We start from the raw sequence: 18,005 nt of genomic DNA on the forward strand, positions 1-18,005 counted from the left end.
CAATCTTTAAAATAAAATTTTTATTGAGGTATTGGTTTCATGGAGATTAAATCAGATGAAATTTCAGAACTTGTTTTGCCTGAAGGCAAAGATGCAAGAGGTTCTTTGGTTTATTTTAAAATTATTTTTATTCCAGCTTTTCTTTATATTTTGATTTTATTGGGTTATTTTAATGTAATTGACTTTAAGGTTGAATTACATACGGTTATTATGACAGGTGTGATTTTTTTTACAGCATTGATTTTTGCTAGACATAGTGCTGAGTATGCGTATAGTATTTTTGAACAACAAAAAGATGAATTTAAACAGGCTTTAAAAAGACATATTATGAGGCATTTTCTTGCCATAGGGAAAGACACGAAATCAAATGCCAATTTTGATGACTTTGCTTATACATATATTAAAGGTGCAAGAAATGAGAATTTTGCTAGTATAGGTTCGGCAATTTTTCCAATGATGGGAATTTTAGGGACTTTTATCAGTATAGCTTTTTCAATGCCAAATTTTAGCTCTAGTAATACAGCTGCTTTAGAACAAGAAATTGCAGATTTGTTAAGTGGAGTAGGAACTGCTTTTTATGTTTCAATTTATGGAATTTTTCTTGCATTATGGTGGATGTTTTTTGAAAAATATGGTAAAAGTAAAATAGATCGTTTGCTAAATCGTCAAAAAAACGCCACAAGCGGATTTTTTTGGACAAAAGAAGAGCTTGATCAGAGATATTTAACCGAGAGTTTGCAACATTTTGAAAAAATTGGAGCAATTTTTAAACAAGTTAGTAATGATGATTTTTTTGCAGAGCTTGATCATGCTATTGATAGAAAATTTGGCATTTTTCAAGATATGCTAAATGTAGAAGAAAAGGCTATTAGATTAAGTAGTGAACACATCAAACAAACCATGGGTGAGCTTAGTAAAGCACAAAGAGATCAACGCGATCTTGGAAAGCTTTATAGTGAAATGTTAAATGGCATAGGTTTGCTCAATCAAAATTTGAAAGAAATCAATACAAGAATGTCAGAACAATATAATCGCTTGCTCGATATCAGTAGTGATAAAATTCATCATCTTGATAAGACGTTAAGTGCATTCGATGAAAAAGTAGAGCGTTTTGGTAAAAATTTTGAACTTTATGAAAAAGCAATGTTGGAAAGTCAAGAAAAGGTTTTTGAGGGATTTAAAGCAAGCTTGTTTGAAGGTATGCATAAATTTAAGGAAGTATATGAAGAAGAAAAAAGTATCGATGCTAAAATCAAAATGATGGATGAGCTTAAAAAAGAAATGAAAGCACTTGATGAAGAAACAAGTCAAATGATGAGCAAGCTTTCTGGGGACGAAAATCAGAATAAAGAAAATGAAACCAAACAAATAGAAGATTTTTCAGAGTCTAAGACTGAAGAAAATCAAGATAAAATTCAAGCAGAAATATCTAAGCAAGAAAGCAATGATGAGCTAAAAAATGAAGATAAAGAAAATAAATGAAAAATGAGTCAAAAGAAGATAGCAATTTTTGGATAGCTTATGCTGATTTAATGGCGGGATTGCTGTTTGTTTTTATTTTGCTAATAGGTACTATTGTTGTAAAATATGTTTTAACTCAAAGTGATTTAAAAGAAATTAAAGACAATCTCAATAAACAAGAGGCACGCTTAGAGGAGAGTAAAGAAGAGCTTAGAAATAAAGAAGCCATAGTGTTTAAACTAAGTTCTGATTTAAACAATGCTTCTAGTGCTTTAAATCTTGCTAATTCTCAAAAAGCAGAATTAGAGGCTAATATTACAAATTACAAGCAATTAAGCAAAGATTTAAACTCAACTTTAGATAATAAAGATAAGCAAATTTTGATTTTACTAGGTCAACTAGAGAAAAAAGATGAAGAGCTTAAAAATTTACAAGAAGATTTTCACAAAGCTAAAGAAAAGGTGCAAAATCTTGGTTTAATTCGTGAAAATTTAAGCAAGGAATTACAAAGCAAACTTGATAATAATATCACTATAGATGAAAAGACAGGATCTATTTCTTTGCCTGCTGAAGTACTTTTTGATAAAGATTCTTATGTGTTAAAAAATGAGGCAAAGGCAAGTTTGAGAAAAATCTTAAGTGAATATTTTGATGCTATTCTTGAAGATCCAAAAATTTTTTCTAACATTGAAAATATCATTATTGAAGGACATACTGATAGTGATGGATCTTATATTTACAATTTAGATTTGTCGCAAAAAAGAGCTTATGAGGTGATGAATTTTATCTATACTTTTTATAAGAGTGATAAGCTTCAAAAGCTTTTAATGGCAAGTGGACGTTCTTTTTCAGATCCTGTGTTTGTCAACGGAGTTGAAGATAAGGATAAGAGTCGTCGCATAGAGATAAAATTTAGCATTAAAAATGATAATGCTTTAAAAGATGTAGAAAAATTCTTTGAATTTCATTAAAACAATTAGTCCTATACAAAAAATCAATTTTAACGGATTTGAATTTTATATTAAAAGAGATGATTTATTAGGGGAAATTAATGGAAATAAAGCTAGGAAACTTGCTTTTTATATCCATCAAAGATATCCTAAAAATCAATCTTTTGTAAGTTATGGAGGAAGCCAAAGTAATGCTTTGGCGGCATTAAGTATTTTTGCTAAACAAAGATCATGTAAGCTTGTTTTTGCTTGTGAAAAAATTTCTACTTTTCTTAAGAATAATCCTTGTGGAAACTATGCTTTAGCTTTAGAAAATGGTGTTGATTTTGTAGAAAATATCCATTCTTTATCCTTAAAGCAATTTGCTTTGTCTTTGTGTAAAAAAGATGATATTTTTATAGAACAAGGCATAGCTAATTTAGAAGCTCAATATGGCTATATGGAACTTGCTCAAGAAATTCAAATGCAAAGTCAAAGTTTAAAGTTTGATTTTGATATTTTTTTACCTTCGGGTACAGGCACTTCGGCAGCTTTTTTGGCAAAGTATTCTAAATTTAAAGTATTTACTTGCGCTTGTGTAGGTGATATTAAATATCTTAAAAAACAAATTTTAACATTAGATCCAAGCTATGATTTTTCAAATTTAGAATTTTTAACAAGTGATAAAAAATATCACTTTGCTAAGCCGTATAAAGAATTTTATGAGCTTTATATGGATTTAAAGTTAAAGTGCAATATAGAATTTGACTTGTTGTATGATATTTTAGGATTAAGTATAGCATTAAAACAAGAGTGGAAAAAACCATTGCTTTATATACATCAAGGTGGAATTTTAGGAAATTCCACTATGTTAGAGAGATATAAATTTAAAAAATTAGTTTAAAATTCCATAGATAAAAATGATTAAAATAATCAAAGGTACTATATATTTTACATAATAAAACCAAATTCCAAACCATGGACTTTTAAGTGTATCGTTATTGCTAAGTTCTTTTAAACTTTCTTGTTTGCCTAAAATCCAACCTACATAAATGCAGCAAAAAAATGCAGTTAAAACAAACAAAATATTTCCACTAATGAAATCAAAACTATCAAAAATGTTTTTTCCTTTGATGATAAAAATGTCACGCCAAGGCCCATAAGTTAGAATACAAGGAAGATTGCCAAGTATGAAGATAAACCCTAGAGTTAGGTTAATAGAAAGATTTTTAGAATATTTAAATTTTTCTTCTAATACGCTAATAATAACTTGATAAATTGGCAAGCTTGTGGTTAAAGCTGCAATCAAGAGTAAGACAAAAAATAAAATACACACAATGGTGCCAAAATGGATATGAGAAAATGCTATAGGTAAAGTTTCAAAAACCAAAGAAGGCCCGCTATCTGGAGCAAGTCCCGCTGAGAAAAGTGCTGGAAAAATCATAAAACCAGCCAAAACAGCTATGATAGTATTTAAAACCCCTGTATAAATAGCGGTTTTTGCCATATTTTCATTTTTATTAAGATGAGATGAAAGTGTTATCATTACCCCAAAACCTAGGGATAAAGCAAAAAAGACTTGCCCTAAAACATCGATTAAAAGTTTTGGTGATAAAATTTTACTAAAATCAGGTTCAAGATAAAATTTAACTCCAGCCATAGCTCCATCAAGGGTTAAATTGCGTCCCACAACAATAATAAGACAGATAAATAATAAAGGCATTAAAAATTTGACGGATTTTTCTATACCATCTATAATGCCTCTTTTTAAAATAATATAATTAATAATTACAAAAACAGTGGTAAAAATACCAACTCCTAAAGGATTGAAGGCTATTTTGTCGTTAAAAAACTGATGAGTAAATTCTTTGCTTACTACATTGGCAAGACTAAAATTCCCTAGGGTTAATTCCCAAATATAAACTAAAACCCATCCTCCAAGTACCATGTAGTAAGCCATTATGCCAAAGCTTCCTAAAAGTCCCATATATCCAATACTTTGCCATTTTTGTTTGAAAGCATCTACGCTATTTGTCATTGCTTTTCTGCCTATGACATTTTCAACTAAAATAACAGGAATGCCTATGATAATCATAGCTATACAAAAAACTAATACATAAGCACCGCCACCATTTTCTCCTACAAGATAGGGAAAACGCCAAGTTGCTCCAAATCCTATGGTTGCTCCAGCAACTGTTAGAATATAAGTTAGTGTGCTACTCCATGTTTGTCTTTGCATGATTATCCTTTCGAAAAAGAATTATTTTACCTAAAAATAACTTTAAAAACTTATAAGCTATCCATATAGCTTATATCGTAAGTATTTTTTAAGCGTTTGTGTATCGTTTCGTGCCAATTTTGAGATATGAGAGAGTTTAATTTTTCTAATTTATCTAAAAAATCGGATTTTGTCTAAGAGCTTGATGTGGGGAGTAAAAAAGTTGATTGAGTTCAAATACACTAAGTGAAGTAGAATTTTTTTCTAAAATTTTAATATTTTCATACTTTCGTATTTGTCCAACTTGTAAAACCTTATAATACCATCCACTCAAGCCCGTTTTAAAAATTTCATGTGTAAAATTTGAATTATTATGAATTTTAGAAATTTTTACACAAGGTTTTCTAGGTTCGCTTACTTGCAGTATTGCATTTGAAATTTGATGTATATCACCTATGCAAACATTTTGTTCACAAAGCCCATCGATGCTCAAATTTTCACCCATTGAGCCAAAATTTAGCTTTTTATTAAGAAATCTTTCCCATATAGGATAGTTTTGACAAAAGTTGGCAAAAATACCTTATGGTAGCCTCCATGATGAATTTTATTAGCTATTTGATCATCTAAAATACCTAGAAAATCAATTTGTGTTTTTTAGGTAAATATCTTTAATAAATGCGTTTTGGAAATTTTTATAGTTTTTAATTTTCCCTATTTGCAAACTTTGAATTTTCATGGTTCTAGTTTTTTTAATAAATCATCAGCACTGATAAAACCCGTGATTTTTAATTTTTCTTTTCCATTTTCAAAGAAAATTAAAACAGGTGGGCCAAAAACATTAAATTCTTTCATGGTTTTAATTTGTTCATTATTATTTTCGCTTACATCAACTTTGATAAGTTTGTAATTTTGCATTTTTTGTATGATTCTTTCATCGCTAAAGGTTAATTCATCTAAAAGTTTGCAATTTTCACACCAAGATGCAGTAAAATCAAGCATTATGGGCTTTGTATTTGTTTGTATTTCTTGCTTTAATTGTTCAAAATTGTTGATATAATCATAGCTTAAAGCAGGTTTTGAGGCAGATATAGTATTGAAATTTAAAGGATTTAAGAAATTTTTAGCCCCAAAAAGTCCCCCTAGGAAAATACTTAGAGAATAAGTTAAAATAAGAATTAAAATACTTTTTTTGATTTTAGAAATTATTGTAAAACTTTTTTCAAAAATTCCCATAAAAACACTAAAAAATACACCTAAAATTCCATAGGCAATTAAAATGTAATTTTCTTCAATAATTCTAGAAAGTATCCAAATAGCCATAGCCAACATAACAAAACCAAAGAAAATTTTTACTTTTTCCATCCAAAAACCAGGTTTAATAAAACCTAATCCTAAGCCTATGAAAAGCAAAGGTATACCCATGCCAAAACTCATGATAAAAAGCGCACTACCACCTAATAAAGCATTGCCTGTATTGGCTATATAAATTAAAGCACCTGCTAAAGGGGCTGCTACGCAAGGACCTACTATTAAAGCAGATAAAAATCCCATAATAGCTATACCTACAACTCCCTTTCCTTTTTCGCTTTTTTTATGTATAAAGGTTTGAAATCTTAATGGCAATTCAAAACGAAAAGCTCCAAACATAGCAAAAGCAAAAGCTATGAAAATTAGAGCAAAAAGTATTAAAATAATAGGTTTTTGTAAAATTCCTTGAATACTTGCTCCTAGAAAACTTGCTATAACTCCAGCAATAGCATAGGCTAAAGACATGAAAAAAACATAGATAAAAGAGAGAAAAAAACTATGTTTTTTTGAAAATTTAGCATTACTTTTTGCTACGATAAGAGAAGATAAAATCGGAATCATAGGTAAAATACAAGGTGTTAAGGAGAGTAAAAGTCCATAGCCAAAAAAACTTAGCAAAATCCAAAAAAAGTTATCTGTTGCTAAAAAATTTGCTATAGAGCTTTCTTCAGATTCAATTTTAGTTTTTTTATCTGTTTTTTGAGTTTTGTAAGGTTTTGAAATTTCAAAAGCATCTTTTTTAGAAATGAGATCAAAGTACCAAGTTTGAGGATTATAACACAAGCCTTGTTCAGAACAACCTTGAAATTCGAGTTTGATTAAATTTGTAGTATTTTTTGCAAAGCGCTCTAGTAATAAATTTGGCAAAGCTAAATTTAATTTTTGATAATAAACATTTTCATTACCTCTTGTAGAACTTTGAGGTAGATTAATCAAAGAACTTATATCTTTTTCGTTTATATATAATTTAAGTTTATTAGAATAAAGATAAATATCTTTTCCAAGTTCAATATTAATTGAGATAGAATTATTATAAGAGTTTGATTTTACATTAAAAGCTTCATTTAAAGATAATATAGAAGCAAAACATAAACAAAAACTTAATAAAATAATACCAAAAATACGCATAAATTTCCTAAAAACTTATTTTTCCTTTATCTTTAGCTTCAATTATAATTTATTATGGTAAATTTGCTTTAAATACTTTATAAAGGTTTGAAAATGCAAGAAAATAATTCTCCAAAAACGCAAGCTGCTGTTAAAAAGAATGAAATTTATGTTTCTGTTAAAAGAAAGAAAAGTACAATAGAATATGAAAAAGATTTAAAGAATTTGCAAATTGAGCTTTTGAAATTTCAAAATCATGTTAAAGCCAAGGGTTTAAAGGTTCTTATACTTATAGAAGGGCGTGATGCGGCTGGAAAAGGTGGGGCGATTAAACGTTTGATTGAGCATTTAAATCCGCGTGGTTGCCGCGTTGTGGCTCTTGAAAAACCTAGTGATGTGGAAAAAACACAGTGGTATTTTCAGCGTTATATAGCACATTTGCCCTCAGCCGGTGAGATTGTGATTTTTGACAGATCTTGGTATAATCGCGCAGGAGTAGAACCGGTTATGGGTTTTTGCACACCGCAACAACATAAAGATTTTTTAAGAGAAGTGCCTTTGTTTGAAAATATGATTTCAAATAGTGATATTATTTTTTTTAAATTTTATTTTTCGGTATCAAAAGACGAGCAAAAAAAACGTTTTGAAAAACGCCGAAGTGATCCACTTAAACAATATAAATTATCTCCTGTAGATCAAAAATCACAAGAATTATGGGATAAATATACTTTAGCTAAATACTCTATGCTTTTAGCATCTAATACCCCAACTTGTCCTTGGACTATTATTTCTTCTGATGATAAGAAAAAAGCAAGATTAAATTTATTGCGTTTTATACTTTCTAAGGTAGAATATCCAAATAAAAAAACTGGAGATTTTTCCAAAATTGATGCAAAATTAGTGCGTAGTGGAGAAGAAGAAATACGAAAAATGGAGGCGAATTTGGAAAAACTTGACAGTAAAAAAGCAGATGAGAAAATAAAAGATTTAGATTAAGGAAAAGAATGCAAAAGCTGGTTGAAAATTTAGCACTAAAGTACTATGATAAAGTAGTTGATTTAAGACATCAAATTCATATGCATCCTGAGCTTGAATTTGAAGAAGAAAATACAGCTCATTTAGTGTGTAAAATTTTAGATGAGTTTGGCATTAAATTTCAAAAAAATATTGCAAAAACAGGAATTTTAGCTATTATAGAAGGAAAAAAGAAGAGTCAGAAAAAACCAAAATGTGTTCTTTTAAGAGCGGATATGGATGCTTTGCCTGTGCAAGAAAAAACTAATCTAAGCTATGCTTCAAAAATTGATGGTAAGATGCACGCATGTGGGCATGATGGACATACAGCAGGGCTTTTGGGAGCTGCTTTGATATTAAATGAACTTAAAGATGAATTTTGTGGCACGATTAAGTTTATGTTTCAGCCCGCAGAAGAGGGAAGCGGTGGAGCTAAACCTATGATAGAATCAGGTGTATTGGAAAATCCTTATGTTGATGCAGTTTTTGGTTGTCATTTATGGGGGCCTTTGCTTGAAAATACTGCTCAAATTGTAAGTGGTGAAATGATGGCTGGAACGGATATTTTTGATTTGGAATTTATTGGCAGAGGAGGACATGGAGCTCATCCGCACACTTGTATAGATCCTATAATTATGGCAACGCAATTTGTAAATAATATACAAAGTGTTGTTTCTAGGCGTTTAGCCCCTTATGAAGCAGGGGTGATTACCGTAGGTCAAATTTGTGCAGGAACTACTTATAATGTTATTCCTACAAATGCTTATTTAAAAGGAACCGTGCGTTTTTTAAATGATAAAACACAAGATATTTTAAAAAGTTCTCTAGAAGAAGTGGCTGCTGCTACAGCAAAATCTAACGGTGGAGATTATAAGCTTAAATATACTAAAGAATTTCCTCCATTGATTAATGATGAAAAAGCTGCTTTAATAGCAAGAAAAGCTTTTGCAAAGGTCTTAGGAGAAGAAAATATCATTGTTTCTTCTAAACCTGACATGGGGGCTGAAGATTTTGCTTTTTTAACACGAGAAAGAATGGGAGCTTATGTATTTGTTGGAATTTCAAAGGATTTAAATCATCCAGCTTTGCACCATAGTTCTACTTTTTGTTGGGATGATGAAAATTTAAAAGTTTTAATGCAGGGTGATGTGATGATGGCTTTAGAATTTTTAAATTTATAAAGTAGAATTAAAAATTCACAAAAAATTCACAAAAAATGAGTAAAATTTAATCTTGATTTTTCTTTAGGATTTGTTATTATGAAAAAGAAGATTGTTTTAATCATTTTAATTGCAATACTTGGAAGTGTTGGGGCTTATTTTATTTTTTTTAATAATGATGAAAAAATCAGCTATTTAACTCAAAAAATACAAAAAAAAGATATATCTCAAACCATAGAGGCAGTAGGAAAGGTATATGCCAAAGATCAAGTCGATGTGGGTGCTCAAGTTAGCGGACAAATTATAAAACTTTATGTGGATGTGGGAACTCATGTAAAGCAAGGTGATTTGATCGCTCAAATTGACAAAGATAAACAACAAAACGATTTAGATATTACAAAAGCTCAGCTTGAAAGCGCTAAGGCTAATTTAGAGAGTAAAAAAGTTGCTCTTGAGATTGCGAGTAAGCAGTATCAAAGAGAGCAAAAACTTTATGCAGCTAAAGCAAGTTCTCTTGAAAATTTAGAAACTCAAAAAAATAATTATTATACTTTAAAAGCTAATGTTGCAGAGCTTAATGCTCAAGTAGTTCAGCTTGAAATCACTCTTAAAAATGCACAAAAAGATTTAGGTTATACAACCATTACTGCTCCTATGGATGGTGTTGTGATTAATGTAGCTGTAGATGAAGGACAAACAGTTAATGCTAATCAAAACACCCCTACTATAGTCCGTATAGCTAATTTAGACGAAATGGAAGTAAGAATGGAAATAGCAGAGGCTGATGTGAGTAAGATAAAAGTAGGAACAGAGCTTGATTTTTCTTTGCTTAATGATCCTCAAAAAACTTATCATGCTAAGATTGCAAGTATAGATCCAGCTGATACTGAAGTAAGTGATTCTAGTACAAGCTCAAGCTCATCAAGTTCGAGTTCTTCAAGCTCAAGCTCATCAAATGCTATTTATTATTACGCAAAATTTTATGTAGCCAATAAAGATGATTTTTTGCGTATTGGCATGAGTATACAAAATGAAATTGTTGTAGCAAGTGCAAAGGCTGTTTTAGCAGTGCCAACTTATGCAATTAAAAGCGATCCAAAAGGCTATTATGTTGAAATTTTAGAAAATCAAAAAGCTGTTAAAAAATATGTCAAACTTGGTATTAAAGATTCTATCAATACTCAAATTTTAGAAGGTGTAAATGAAAATGAAGAATTGATAGTAAGCTCAAGTGCTGATGGCTTAGCTCCTAAAATGAAGTTGAGATTTTAATGATTTTTCTTAAAAATATTTGCAAAAATATAGGCGAAAATGCCATTTTAAAAAATGTAAGTTTAAGTATAGAAAAAGGTGAATTTGTTGCCATTATAGGACAAAGTGGAAGTGGTAAAACTTCACTTTTAAATATCATAGGAACATTAGATACGCCAAGTAGCGGAACTTATGTTTTTGATGAGTATGAAGTCACTAAACTTAATAACGATGAAAAAGCAAGATTAAGGCGTGAAAAAATAGGCTTTATATTTCAAAGATATAATCTTTTAAGCTTGCTTAGTGCTAAAGAAAATGTTTCTTTACCTGCAGTTTATGCGGGAAAAAATTTACAAGAAAGAAGTCAAAATGCTAAAAAACTTTTAAATGATTTAGAATTAGCTCACAAGTTAGATTCTAAGCCAAACGAATTAAGCGGAGGGCAGCAACAACGCGTTTCTATAGCAAGAGCTTTAATCAATGGCGGAGAGCTTATTTTGGCTGATGAACCAACGGGAGCTTTGGATAGTAAAAGCGGTATTATGGTGCTTGAAATTTTACAAAAACTTAACACACAAGGTCATACTATAGTCTTAGTAACTCACGATCCAAAAATTGCAGCACAAGCTAAAAGGGTTATAGAGATTAAAGATGGAGAAATTTTAAGCGATACTAAAAAGGAAAAAGCTCAAGAAAAACTTATTTTAAAAACAATGCCCAAAGAGAAAAAAACACTTACTTTGCTTAAAAATCAAGCCTTTGAGTGTTTTAAGATAGCTTATTCTTCCATACTTGCACACAAACTTCGTTCTATTTTAACTATGCTTGGAATCATCATAGGTATTGCTTCTGTAGTTTGTGTTGTAGCTTTAGGATTAGGCTCTCAAGCTAAAGTGCTTGAGTCTATTGCAAGACTTGGGACAAATACTATTGAAATTCGCCCTGGAAAAGGATTTGGGGATTTGCGTTCGGGTAAAACAAGGCTTAATTTTAGTGATTTAGAAACGCTAAGATCCCTAGAATACTTAGAAGCAGTTGATGCTCACTCAAATACTTCAGGAGTGGCAACTTATACCAATATTTCTTTAAGTGCAAGAGCTGAAGGAGTAGGGGTAAATAATTTTGCTATAGAAGGTTTAAGGATAGATGCGGGAAGAATTTTAAATAATGATGATGTAAAAAATAGTACCAATGTTGCTGTATTGGATTTTAATGCTAAAAAAAATCTTTTTCCTGATGAAAAAAGTGAAAATATTTTAGGTCGTGTGGTGCTTTTTAATTCTCAACCTTTTAAGATTATAGGAGTTTTGCAAAAAGATACAGACAAGCCTATAGAAGATAATGTAGTACGTCTTTATATACCCTATACAACACTGATGAATAAGCTTACAGGAGATAGAAATTTGCGTGAAATCATAGTTAAGGTTAAAGATGATGTGAGTTCAACTTTGGCTGAAAATGCTATTATAAGAATTTTAGAAATTAAACGCGGACAAAAGGATTTTTTTACTTTTAATTCTGACACCTTTAAGCAAGCTATTACAGCAAATAAACGCACTACAACGATACTTACAGCTTGTGTGGCTGTGATTGCTTTGATTGTTGGGGGTATAGGAGTGATGAATATCATGCTTGTTTCTGTAAGTGAAAGAACAAGAGAAATAGGCATACGCATGGCTATAGGGGCTAGAAGAGAAGATATTATGATGCAGTTTTTAATCGAAGCGGTTATGATTTGTACTATAGGGGCGATTTTAGGTGTGATTTTATCGATTTTTGTTATTTTTGCTTTTAATACTTTAAGTACTGATTTTCCTATGATTTTAAATGCCTATTCTGTGCTTTTGGGACTTTTAAGTTCTATGTTTATCGGTGTGGTTTTTGGTTTTTTCCCTGCAAGAAATGCAGCAAATTTAAATCCTATTAGTGCATTATCAAAGGAATGATATGAAAATAATACTTAGCTTTTTTTTAGCATTTTTCTTGAGTGCTTGTGGTGCAAAACTTAGCTTGCCTAAAGAAGTTGATTTAACTCAAGAACAAATGAAAGATTTAAATCTCACTTATGATTGGTATAAATCCTATGATAATGCAAAATTAAATGAATTTCTAAATTTTGTTTTATTGAATAATAGCGATATTAATATTGCTAGAAAAACTTTGCTTTCAGCTTTGGCTAGAGCCGATTTGATTGATTATGATTTATATCCGACTTTAAGTGGAAATTTGGGTTTTGGTGCGGATAAAGATTTAAATTCAGGCAAACAAAGTAAAAATTTCAATAATTCTTTAAATTTAAGCTATGAGCTTGATATTTATGGAAAATTAAGAGATAGTGTAAGTGCGAGTGAATTTAGTGCAAAAGCAAGTGCTTATGATCTTGAAAATTTAAAAATAAGCATGATCAATACAGCTTTAAATGATGTTTTTGAGCTGGCTTATTTTAACGATGTAGATAAATTGCTTCGAGCTTATCTTTCAAATTTAGAACAAATGAAAGAGCTTTATAGTTATAAATACAAGCTTGGAAAAATAGAAGAATTAGATCTTTTAAACATAGAACAAAGCTTATTAAGAGCTAAACAAAATTTATTAAGCAATGATCAAAATCGTAATTTACTCATAAAAAATTTACAAGATTTATTAGCAAAGCAAGAAGGTTTTGCTTACATAGAGTATTTTAAAACTTTATCTTTAAATGATTTTAAAACCTTAAGTCCTGATTTTAATATACCTTTAAAAGCTTTAGCGTACCGTGCAGATGTGAGATCTAAACTCAATAGCTTAAAATCAGCCTTTAAGGATTATTCTTCCATGCAAAAATCTATTTTGCCTAGTATTTCTTTAGGTGGAGCATTAAGTGGGAGTGATAAAAAAATTGATGATAGTTTTAAATTTGAAATTTTAAGTGGTAATGTTAAGATTTCTTTACCTTTCTTAGATTATGGTAGAGTAAAGCAAAATATCAAAATTTCTCAATTTACCTATGAGCAACTTTTAATTTCTTATGAGCAAGCTTTGCAAAGTGCTATGAATGAATTTGCATTAAATTATAAAGATTATCAAAGCAACACCTTGCTTTTGCAAAATTTGCAAAATATTAACATTAAACAAGAGCTTATCACTAAGGCGTATTATGAAAAATATATTTTAGGAAAAAGTGAATTAAAAGATTATTTGGATGCAAATAATACTTTAAATTCTACCCAGCAAGAATTTTTAAGAGCTAGATTTAATCTTTTAAAAACCATTAATTCTTACTATCAAATCACAGCTTTAAGTTTTAATGATGAAAGCTTAGAATTTCCTAAGTATTAATTTAATAATCGATGATATTTTTTAAATCCTCGAGTAATTTTTTAGCCATCAGCTCATAGCCTTTTATAGTAAGATGTACATCATTGAGCGAAAGCTTTTGTTCTATCCATTTGTTTTTTCCCCCACTATCTTGCATAAACTGATGCATATCAAAGATAAGAGTTTTTTCTTCTTTAGCAACTTCATATAATGCTTTGCGTATGGTAAAAAAATCAGGAGCAAGCTTGTAGTTTTTACCTTGTTTTTGAACTACAGTTGGTGGAGAGATTAGCATGATAACAGCGTTTTTATTGTAAGTTTTTAAAATGCTAATCCATTTTTTTAAATTATTTTTGAATTTTTGTTTTTCAAACCCTTTAAAGAGTGCATCATTAGAACCATAGGCGAGAATAATCAAATCGTTGTGTAAAAGTTCTAGTTCTTTTTTTACAACTGCTTGATTCCAAGAGAGCCATAAATCACTTTTGGCACCATTGATTGCAATGGTATCTAAGAAAACATTATTATTTTTATTTGTGATGAAATATCCTCCTAGCTCAGCATCTTTTTGTAAGGCTGAAATTTGCAAAGGAAGATCAAGTTCTAGTTCTTTATAAGACCATTTGTTAATTTGTGTGGTTCTTAACTCATAGCTTTGATTTTTTGCATCTTTGATGCTAAAAGCATTGGTATTTTGCTTGGCTTTAAATAAAAATCCTATCTTGAATTTTTTTTTATCTAAGGTTGTATCAAGGTTGATTTTTGCACCTTTGGTTTTTGCTTTGGCTATTATCCCACCTAGTGGAAAATTATGTCCAGCATTAGCAGGATTTCTTGAGTTTAAAATTTCAAAGTTTTTATAAGAATAAACAAGATTAAGATTTTGTTGATATTTGGGCTGTAAAGGATAGGCAAAACCTATAGAGTTAGAGCGGATTAAATATCCTCTTATGACACGCGGAAAGAAATCAGCTGCCATATGAGAATCCCCATAAATTCTAATTCCTATGTTTTGATTTTTTTCTAATTTTTTTTCTAGATTTTTAAGATCTTTTTTTGATACATAATTTGTTAAAGCAGAGTGATTTTTGTTTTGATTGAGTATAGAGTCTATTGTGTCATTTGTATTTAAATTTTGTGCATAAGAGCTAGTAAAAATAATAAAAAACAATAAGATAATTTTAAATTTATTTACTAGCATTTTCTTCCTTAAGTTTTATGTGTTCTAATAAAAGTTTAGACATTTCTCTTGCGCCACTTGGAGTAAAATGAACCCCATCATCTGTTCTTACTTTTATACTTCTATTGTTTTCATCTTTTATATAAGCTGAGTACTCATCATTGACACTAAAAAATAGCTTAGTGTTGATAAAAATTTCTTTATTTTTAAGAATTTCATCGCTGTAAATTTTATTGAGCACTTGTATTTTTTTGTTCAAATCTTCTTTTTTTACAGGAGGGATTTCAAACCAAAAAACTTTGGCTTTATGTTTTTTAGCGATTTTAATGATTTCATCTACACGACTTGTGTAAATATCTATCCAAGAAGGGGAGCCAAAACGATGGTAATTTCCTCCTTTTTTAATATCCCAAGGATCATTAGCGCCAAGAAGAACAACAAGATATTTAATATTTGAGTTTTTAATAAAAGCTTCATTAGTCGCTTTTGACCAATCAAAATAGGATTTATAAGAAAGGCCTGTATTTTGTTTGCTAAGATCGGTTACCTTAAGATTTAAATTTCTTAAATCTCTATTTAAGGCTATTGCAACACCTTGCATTAAAGAATCTCCGATAAATAAAAACTCATCTCCATTTTGCAGTTCTAATTTGGTATTATCAATAAAACTAATATTTGCATCTTGGACTAAAGTTAGATTTGCTTCTTTATGAGTAGTGTTGTCATCATTTTCTAAAGCGTTTGAAACTTTATCTATTTTGCTTAAATTTTCATCTGTTGATTTATTTTCTTGATTTATAGTTTCTTCATTAGCTTGAGGTAAGGGTTCGTTGCTTAAAATTGCACGAATTTGTTCTAGTTTAATTTTAAAGCCATTGGCTTCTTTTAAAAGATCATTATGAGGATAGAATGCAAAGTGATATTTTTGTTCTATATAAGAGCTAATACTCTGATTCATAACTACAACAACTAAGCCAAGCACTATAATCAAAATGAAGAAAAATCTAACTACACTCATCTAAAAACTCGAATAAATAAAATCAGGAATTCCATCTGGCATAAAAGCAAAAACCAAAAGTAAAATAAAAGCTATGATAAAAGGTTTTAGCAAAAATGGAGTAAGATTTAAAATCTTAATGCAATATTCTTTAAAATTAACAAATAAAGGATAGATCATAAAAAGAACCCCAAAGGCAACCAACATGTAAATATCATTATAGGATGGAATTTGGAAGAAATTATAATAACAAGCTTTAAAATATTCTATTGCATCCTCTAGATTTTTACTATAATAAAAGAAAATCCAAGTAAAACATACAAATTGAAAGGTTAAAAATCTTCCTAAAGCTGGAATTTTTTGTAAATTAAATTTGCTTAAAGCTAGTAAATGTATAAAAACTATGCCAATACCATGCAATAAACCCCAAACAATAAAAGCAAGCGTATTACCATGCCACATACCTGAAAGTATAAAGGCAATGAGTATATTAGCTACAGTGCGTGGCATTCCTTTTCTATTACCCCCTAAAGGTATATAGATATAATCTCTTATAAAGGTTGAAAGGCTGATATGCCATCTAGCCCAAAAATCTTTTAGGTTTTTTGCAAGATAAGGCATGTTAAAGTTAGGCGGAAGGGTAAAACCTAGCATTAAAGCAAAAGCACAAACTAAATCAACATATCCGCTAAAATCGCAGTATATTTGAATCGCATAGGCGTAAATTGCGCTTAAAAGTTGTATAAAATTATAAGATTGTGGAAAGTCTAAAATACTTTTAGCATAAATTCCAAGGTAATTAGCTATTAAAACTTTTTTAACTATACCAAAAACAAGCAAGATGATGATTAAATTTGCATGTTTAAATTCGCGTTTTTGATAGGCCTGTTCAAAGAAAAAAGAACTTCGCATAATAGGCCCTGAAAGTAGTGTTGGAAAAAATGATAAGAAGGTTGCCAAATTTAAAAAACTTTCTAAACGGCGTTTTTGATAAACTTCTACAAGATAAGTGATAGAAGTAAAGGTATAAAAACTAATTCCTATTGGAAATACTAAATCAATATTTAAAAATTCTAAACCGAAAAAATTTAATATCTCATCAACACTTCCTTTGATGCTAGGAAAGTATTTAAAAAAACATAAATTTAAAATAATAAAAGCCATACAAGTAGCGAAAATATAACGCTTGCGACGCACAAAAATTAGCAAGGCAAAATAATGTATAAAAAAGGTATATATAAATAAAACCAAGGCGAAATAAGGATTGATTAAAATATAAATAATATAAGAGAAAATTAAAATTAAAATATTTTGTATTTTATAATCATTTTTAAAAGTCCAATAAATAGCAAAAAAAGCTATCATTAAAATACTAAATTCTAAAGAAAAATAAGTCATACCTTTTTTAATCCAAAGCGAGATTTGCCCATAGTAGGGCAAAGATTATTTTTTTCTGTTTAATGCAATATTTTTGATGTATTGATCAGCTAAATAAAGTCCATTTCCGTGTTCCCCGATTAATTTAATCTTGTCAACTATACCGCGGAAAAGTGCTTCTTCTTCGTGTTGTTCGCTTACATACCATTGTAAGAAATTAAAAGTAGAATAGTCTTTATGTGTTAGCATGTGTTCAACTAAAGTATTGATTGACTTTGTGATAAATTGCTCATGTTCATAGGTTTTTTCAAAAACATCAAGTAAAGATTTGAAATTTTGTTCAGGCTGTTTTACTTCTTGAAGCTCTACATGAGAATCTGTTTCATTAAGATAAGTGATAAGCCTTTTGGCATGATCGCTTTCTTCGCTTGCATGTGCAAACAAGAAGGCACCAGCTCCATCAAGACTATTTTCATAGCACCAAGAACTCATACTAAGATATAAGTTTGCTGCATACATTTCTTTGTTTATTTGTTCATTGAGTAATTTTACAACTTCTTTAGAAAGCATTTTTATCTCCTTATTAAAATTTAAAATGTTTTATAATGATATATTATTTTTTTAAAAACAAGCTAAATTTTTGATAGTTAAAAATTATATTTAAGAAAAATACAAAATAAAAAATGTTTCCAAAATGTTTCCAAGT

The 18,005-nt window shown here is 29.6% G+C and carries 14 protein-coding genes and 1 pseudogene; 8 read left to right on the plus strand and 7 right to left on the minus strand.

What is annotated here, in order from left to right; genetic code table 11:
* Positions 1 to 39 precede the first annotated feature (39 nt).
* From ELQ11_RS03585 to ELQ11_RS03595, 3 genes are read left to right on the plus strand one after another with little or no spacing between them, the layout of a single operon-like run.
* Positions 40 to 1,482: a MotA/TolQ/ExbB proton channel family protein gene (locus ELQ11_RS03585; protein ID WP_052949604.1), complete on the plus strand. Its 1,443-nt coding sequence runs from the start codon at positions 40 to 42 to the stop codon at positions 1,480 to 1,482.
* Entirely contained in the window at positions 1,479 to 2,432 is a 954-nt protein-coding gene (locus tag ELQ11_RS03590; RefSeq protein WP_126230209.1) for an OmpA family protein, read from the plus strand. Before ELQ11_RS03585 ends, ELQ11_RS03590 begins: the two co-directional genes overlap by 4 nt.
* Complete coding sequence (locus ELQ11_RS03595) at positions 2,419 to 3,294, plus strand: 1-aminocyclopropane-1-carboxylate deaminase/D-cysteine desulfhydrase (RefSeq protein WP_052949605.1); 876 nt, start codon at positions 2,419 to 2,421, stop codon at positions 3,292 to 3,294. The genes ELQ11_RS03590 and ELQ11_RS03595 overlap by 14 nt, the downstream gene beginning before the upstream one ends.
* Here the strand turns inward: ELQ11_RS03595 and ELQ11_RS03600 are convergent.
* The 3 genes and pseudogenes from ELQ11_RS03600 to ELQ11_RS03610 form a co-directional block, all read right to left on the minus strand.
* On the minus strand, positions 3,286 to 4,629 hold the full coding sequence (locus ELQ11_RS03600; protein WP_052949606.1) for a sodium-dependent transporter: 1,344 nt from the start codon (positions 4,627 to 4,629) through the stop codon (positions 3,286 to 3,288). The genes ELQ11_RS03595 and ELQ11_RS03600 overlap by 9 nt on opposite strands.
* Before the next feature lie 50 nt (positions 4,630 to 4,679).
* Positions 4,680 to 5,344 (minus strand): annotated as a pseudogene (locus ELQ11_RS03605) (MOSC domain-containing protein).
* Positions 5,341 to 7,044, minus strand: coding sequence for a protein-disulfide reductase DsbD (locus ELQ11_RS03610; protein WP_134225144.1), 1,704 nt, complete (start codon positions 7,042 to 7,044; stop codon positions 5,341 to 5,343). Before ELQ11_RS03610 ends, ELQ11_RS03605 begins: the two are co-directional and overlap by 4 nt.
* Positions 7,045 to 7,137: 93 nt before the next feature.
* Here ELQ11_RS03610 and ppk2 point away from each other — a divergent pair, with 93 nt between their 5' ends.
* The 5 genes from ppk2 to ELQ11_RS03635 all read left to right on the plus strand — a co-directional run bounded on the left by ppk2 (position 7,138) and on the right by ELQ11_RS03635 (position 13,766).
* Complete coding sequence (gene ppk2, locus ELQ11_RS03615; RefSeq protein ID WP_002871378.1) at positions 7,138 to 8,019, plus strand: polyphosphate kinase 2; 882 nt, start codon at positions 7,138 to 7,140, stop codon at positions 8,017 to 8,019.
* Between the two features lie 8 nt (positions 8,020 to 8,027).
* Positions 8,028 to 9,218 carry a M20 family metallopeptidase gene (locus tag ELQ11_RS03620; protein WP_126230210.1) on the plus strand — a complete coding sequence of 397 codons (1,191 nt, stop codon included), beginning with the start codon at positions 8,028 to 8,030 and terminating at the stop codon, positions 9,216 to 9,218.
* Positions 9,219 to 9,296: 78 nt separating this feature from the next.
* Positions 9,297 to 10,469: an efflux RND transporter periplasmic adaptor subunit gene (locus ELQ11_RS03625; protein ID WP_002871376.1), complete on the plus strand. Its 1,173-nt coding sequence runs from the start codon at positions 9,297 to 9,299 to the stop codon at positions 10,467 to 10,469.
* Positions 10,469 to 12,394 carry an ABC transporter permease gene (locus ELQ11_RS03630; protein ID WP_002859966.1) on the plus strand — a complete coding sequence of 642 codons (1,926 nt, stop codon included), beginning with the start codon at positions 10,469 to 10,471 and terminating at the stop codon, positions 12,392 to 12,394. Before ELQ11_RS03625 ends, ELQ11_RS03630 begins: the two co-directional genes overlap by 1 nt.
* Position 12,395: 1 nt before the next feature.
* On the plus strand, positions 12,396 to 13,766 hold the full coding sequence (locus tag ELQ11_RS03635) for a TolC family protein (protein ID WP_134225145.1): 1,371 nt from the start codon (positions 12,396 to 12,398) through the stop codon (positions 13,764 to 13,766).
* Position 13,767: 1 nt separating this feature from the next.
* On the opposite strand, the gene ELQ11_RS03640 is transcribed toward ELQ11_RS03635, so the two are convergent.
* Genes ELQ11_RS03640 through ctf form a run of 4 tightly spaced genes read right to left on the minus strand, consistent with a single transcriptional unit; the run spans position 13,768 to position 17,869 of the window.
* Positions 13,768 to 14,946: an SGNH/GDSL hydrolase family protein gene (locus ELQ11_RS03640; RefSeq protein WP_126229774.1), complete on the minus strand. Its 1,179-nt coding sequence runs from the start codon at positions 14,944 to 14,946 to the stop codon at positions 13,768 to 13,770.
* Positions 14,933 to 15,943, minus strand: coding sequence for a GDSL-type esterase/lipase family protein (locus ELQ11_RS03645; RefSeq protein WP_126214701.1), 1,011 nt, complete (start codon positions 15,941 to 15,943; stop codon positions 14,933 to 14,935). The genes ELQ11_RS03640 and ELQ11_RS03645 overlap by 14 nt, the downstream gene beginning before the upstream one ends.
* Entirely contained in the window at positions 15,944 to 17,320 is a 1,377-nt protein-coding gene (locus ELQ11_RS03650) for an MBOAT family protein (protein ID WP_126219544.1), read from the minus strand.
* Between the two features lie 45 nt (positions 17,321 to 17,365).
* A complete protein-coding gene (gene ctf / locus ELQ11_RS03655) occupies positions 17,366 to 17,869 on the minus strand; it encodes a non-heme ferritin (protein ID WP_002871370.1) in 504 nt (167 codons plus the stop codon).
* Positions 17,870 to 18,005: the final 136 nt, after the last annotated feature.

Origin of the sequence: Campylobacter sp. US50a (assembly GCF_004379015.1) — a bacterium.
GTDB lineage: Bacteria > Campylobacterota > Campylobacteria > Campylobacterales > Campylobacteraceae > Campylobacter_D > Campylobacter_D jejuni.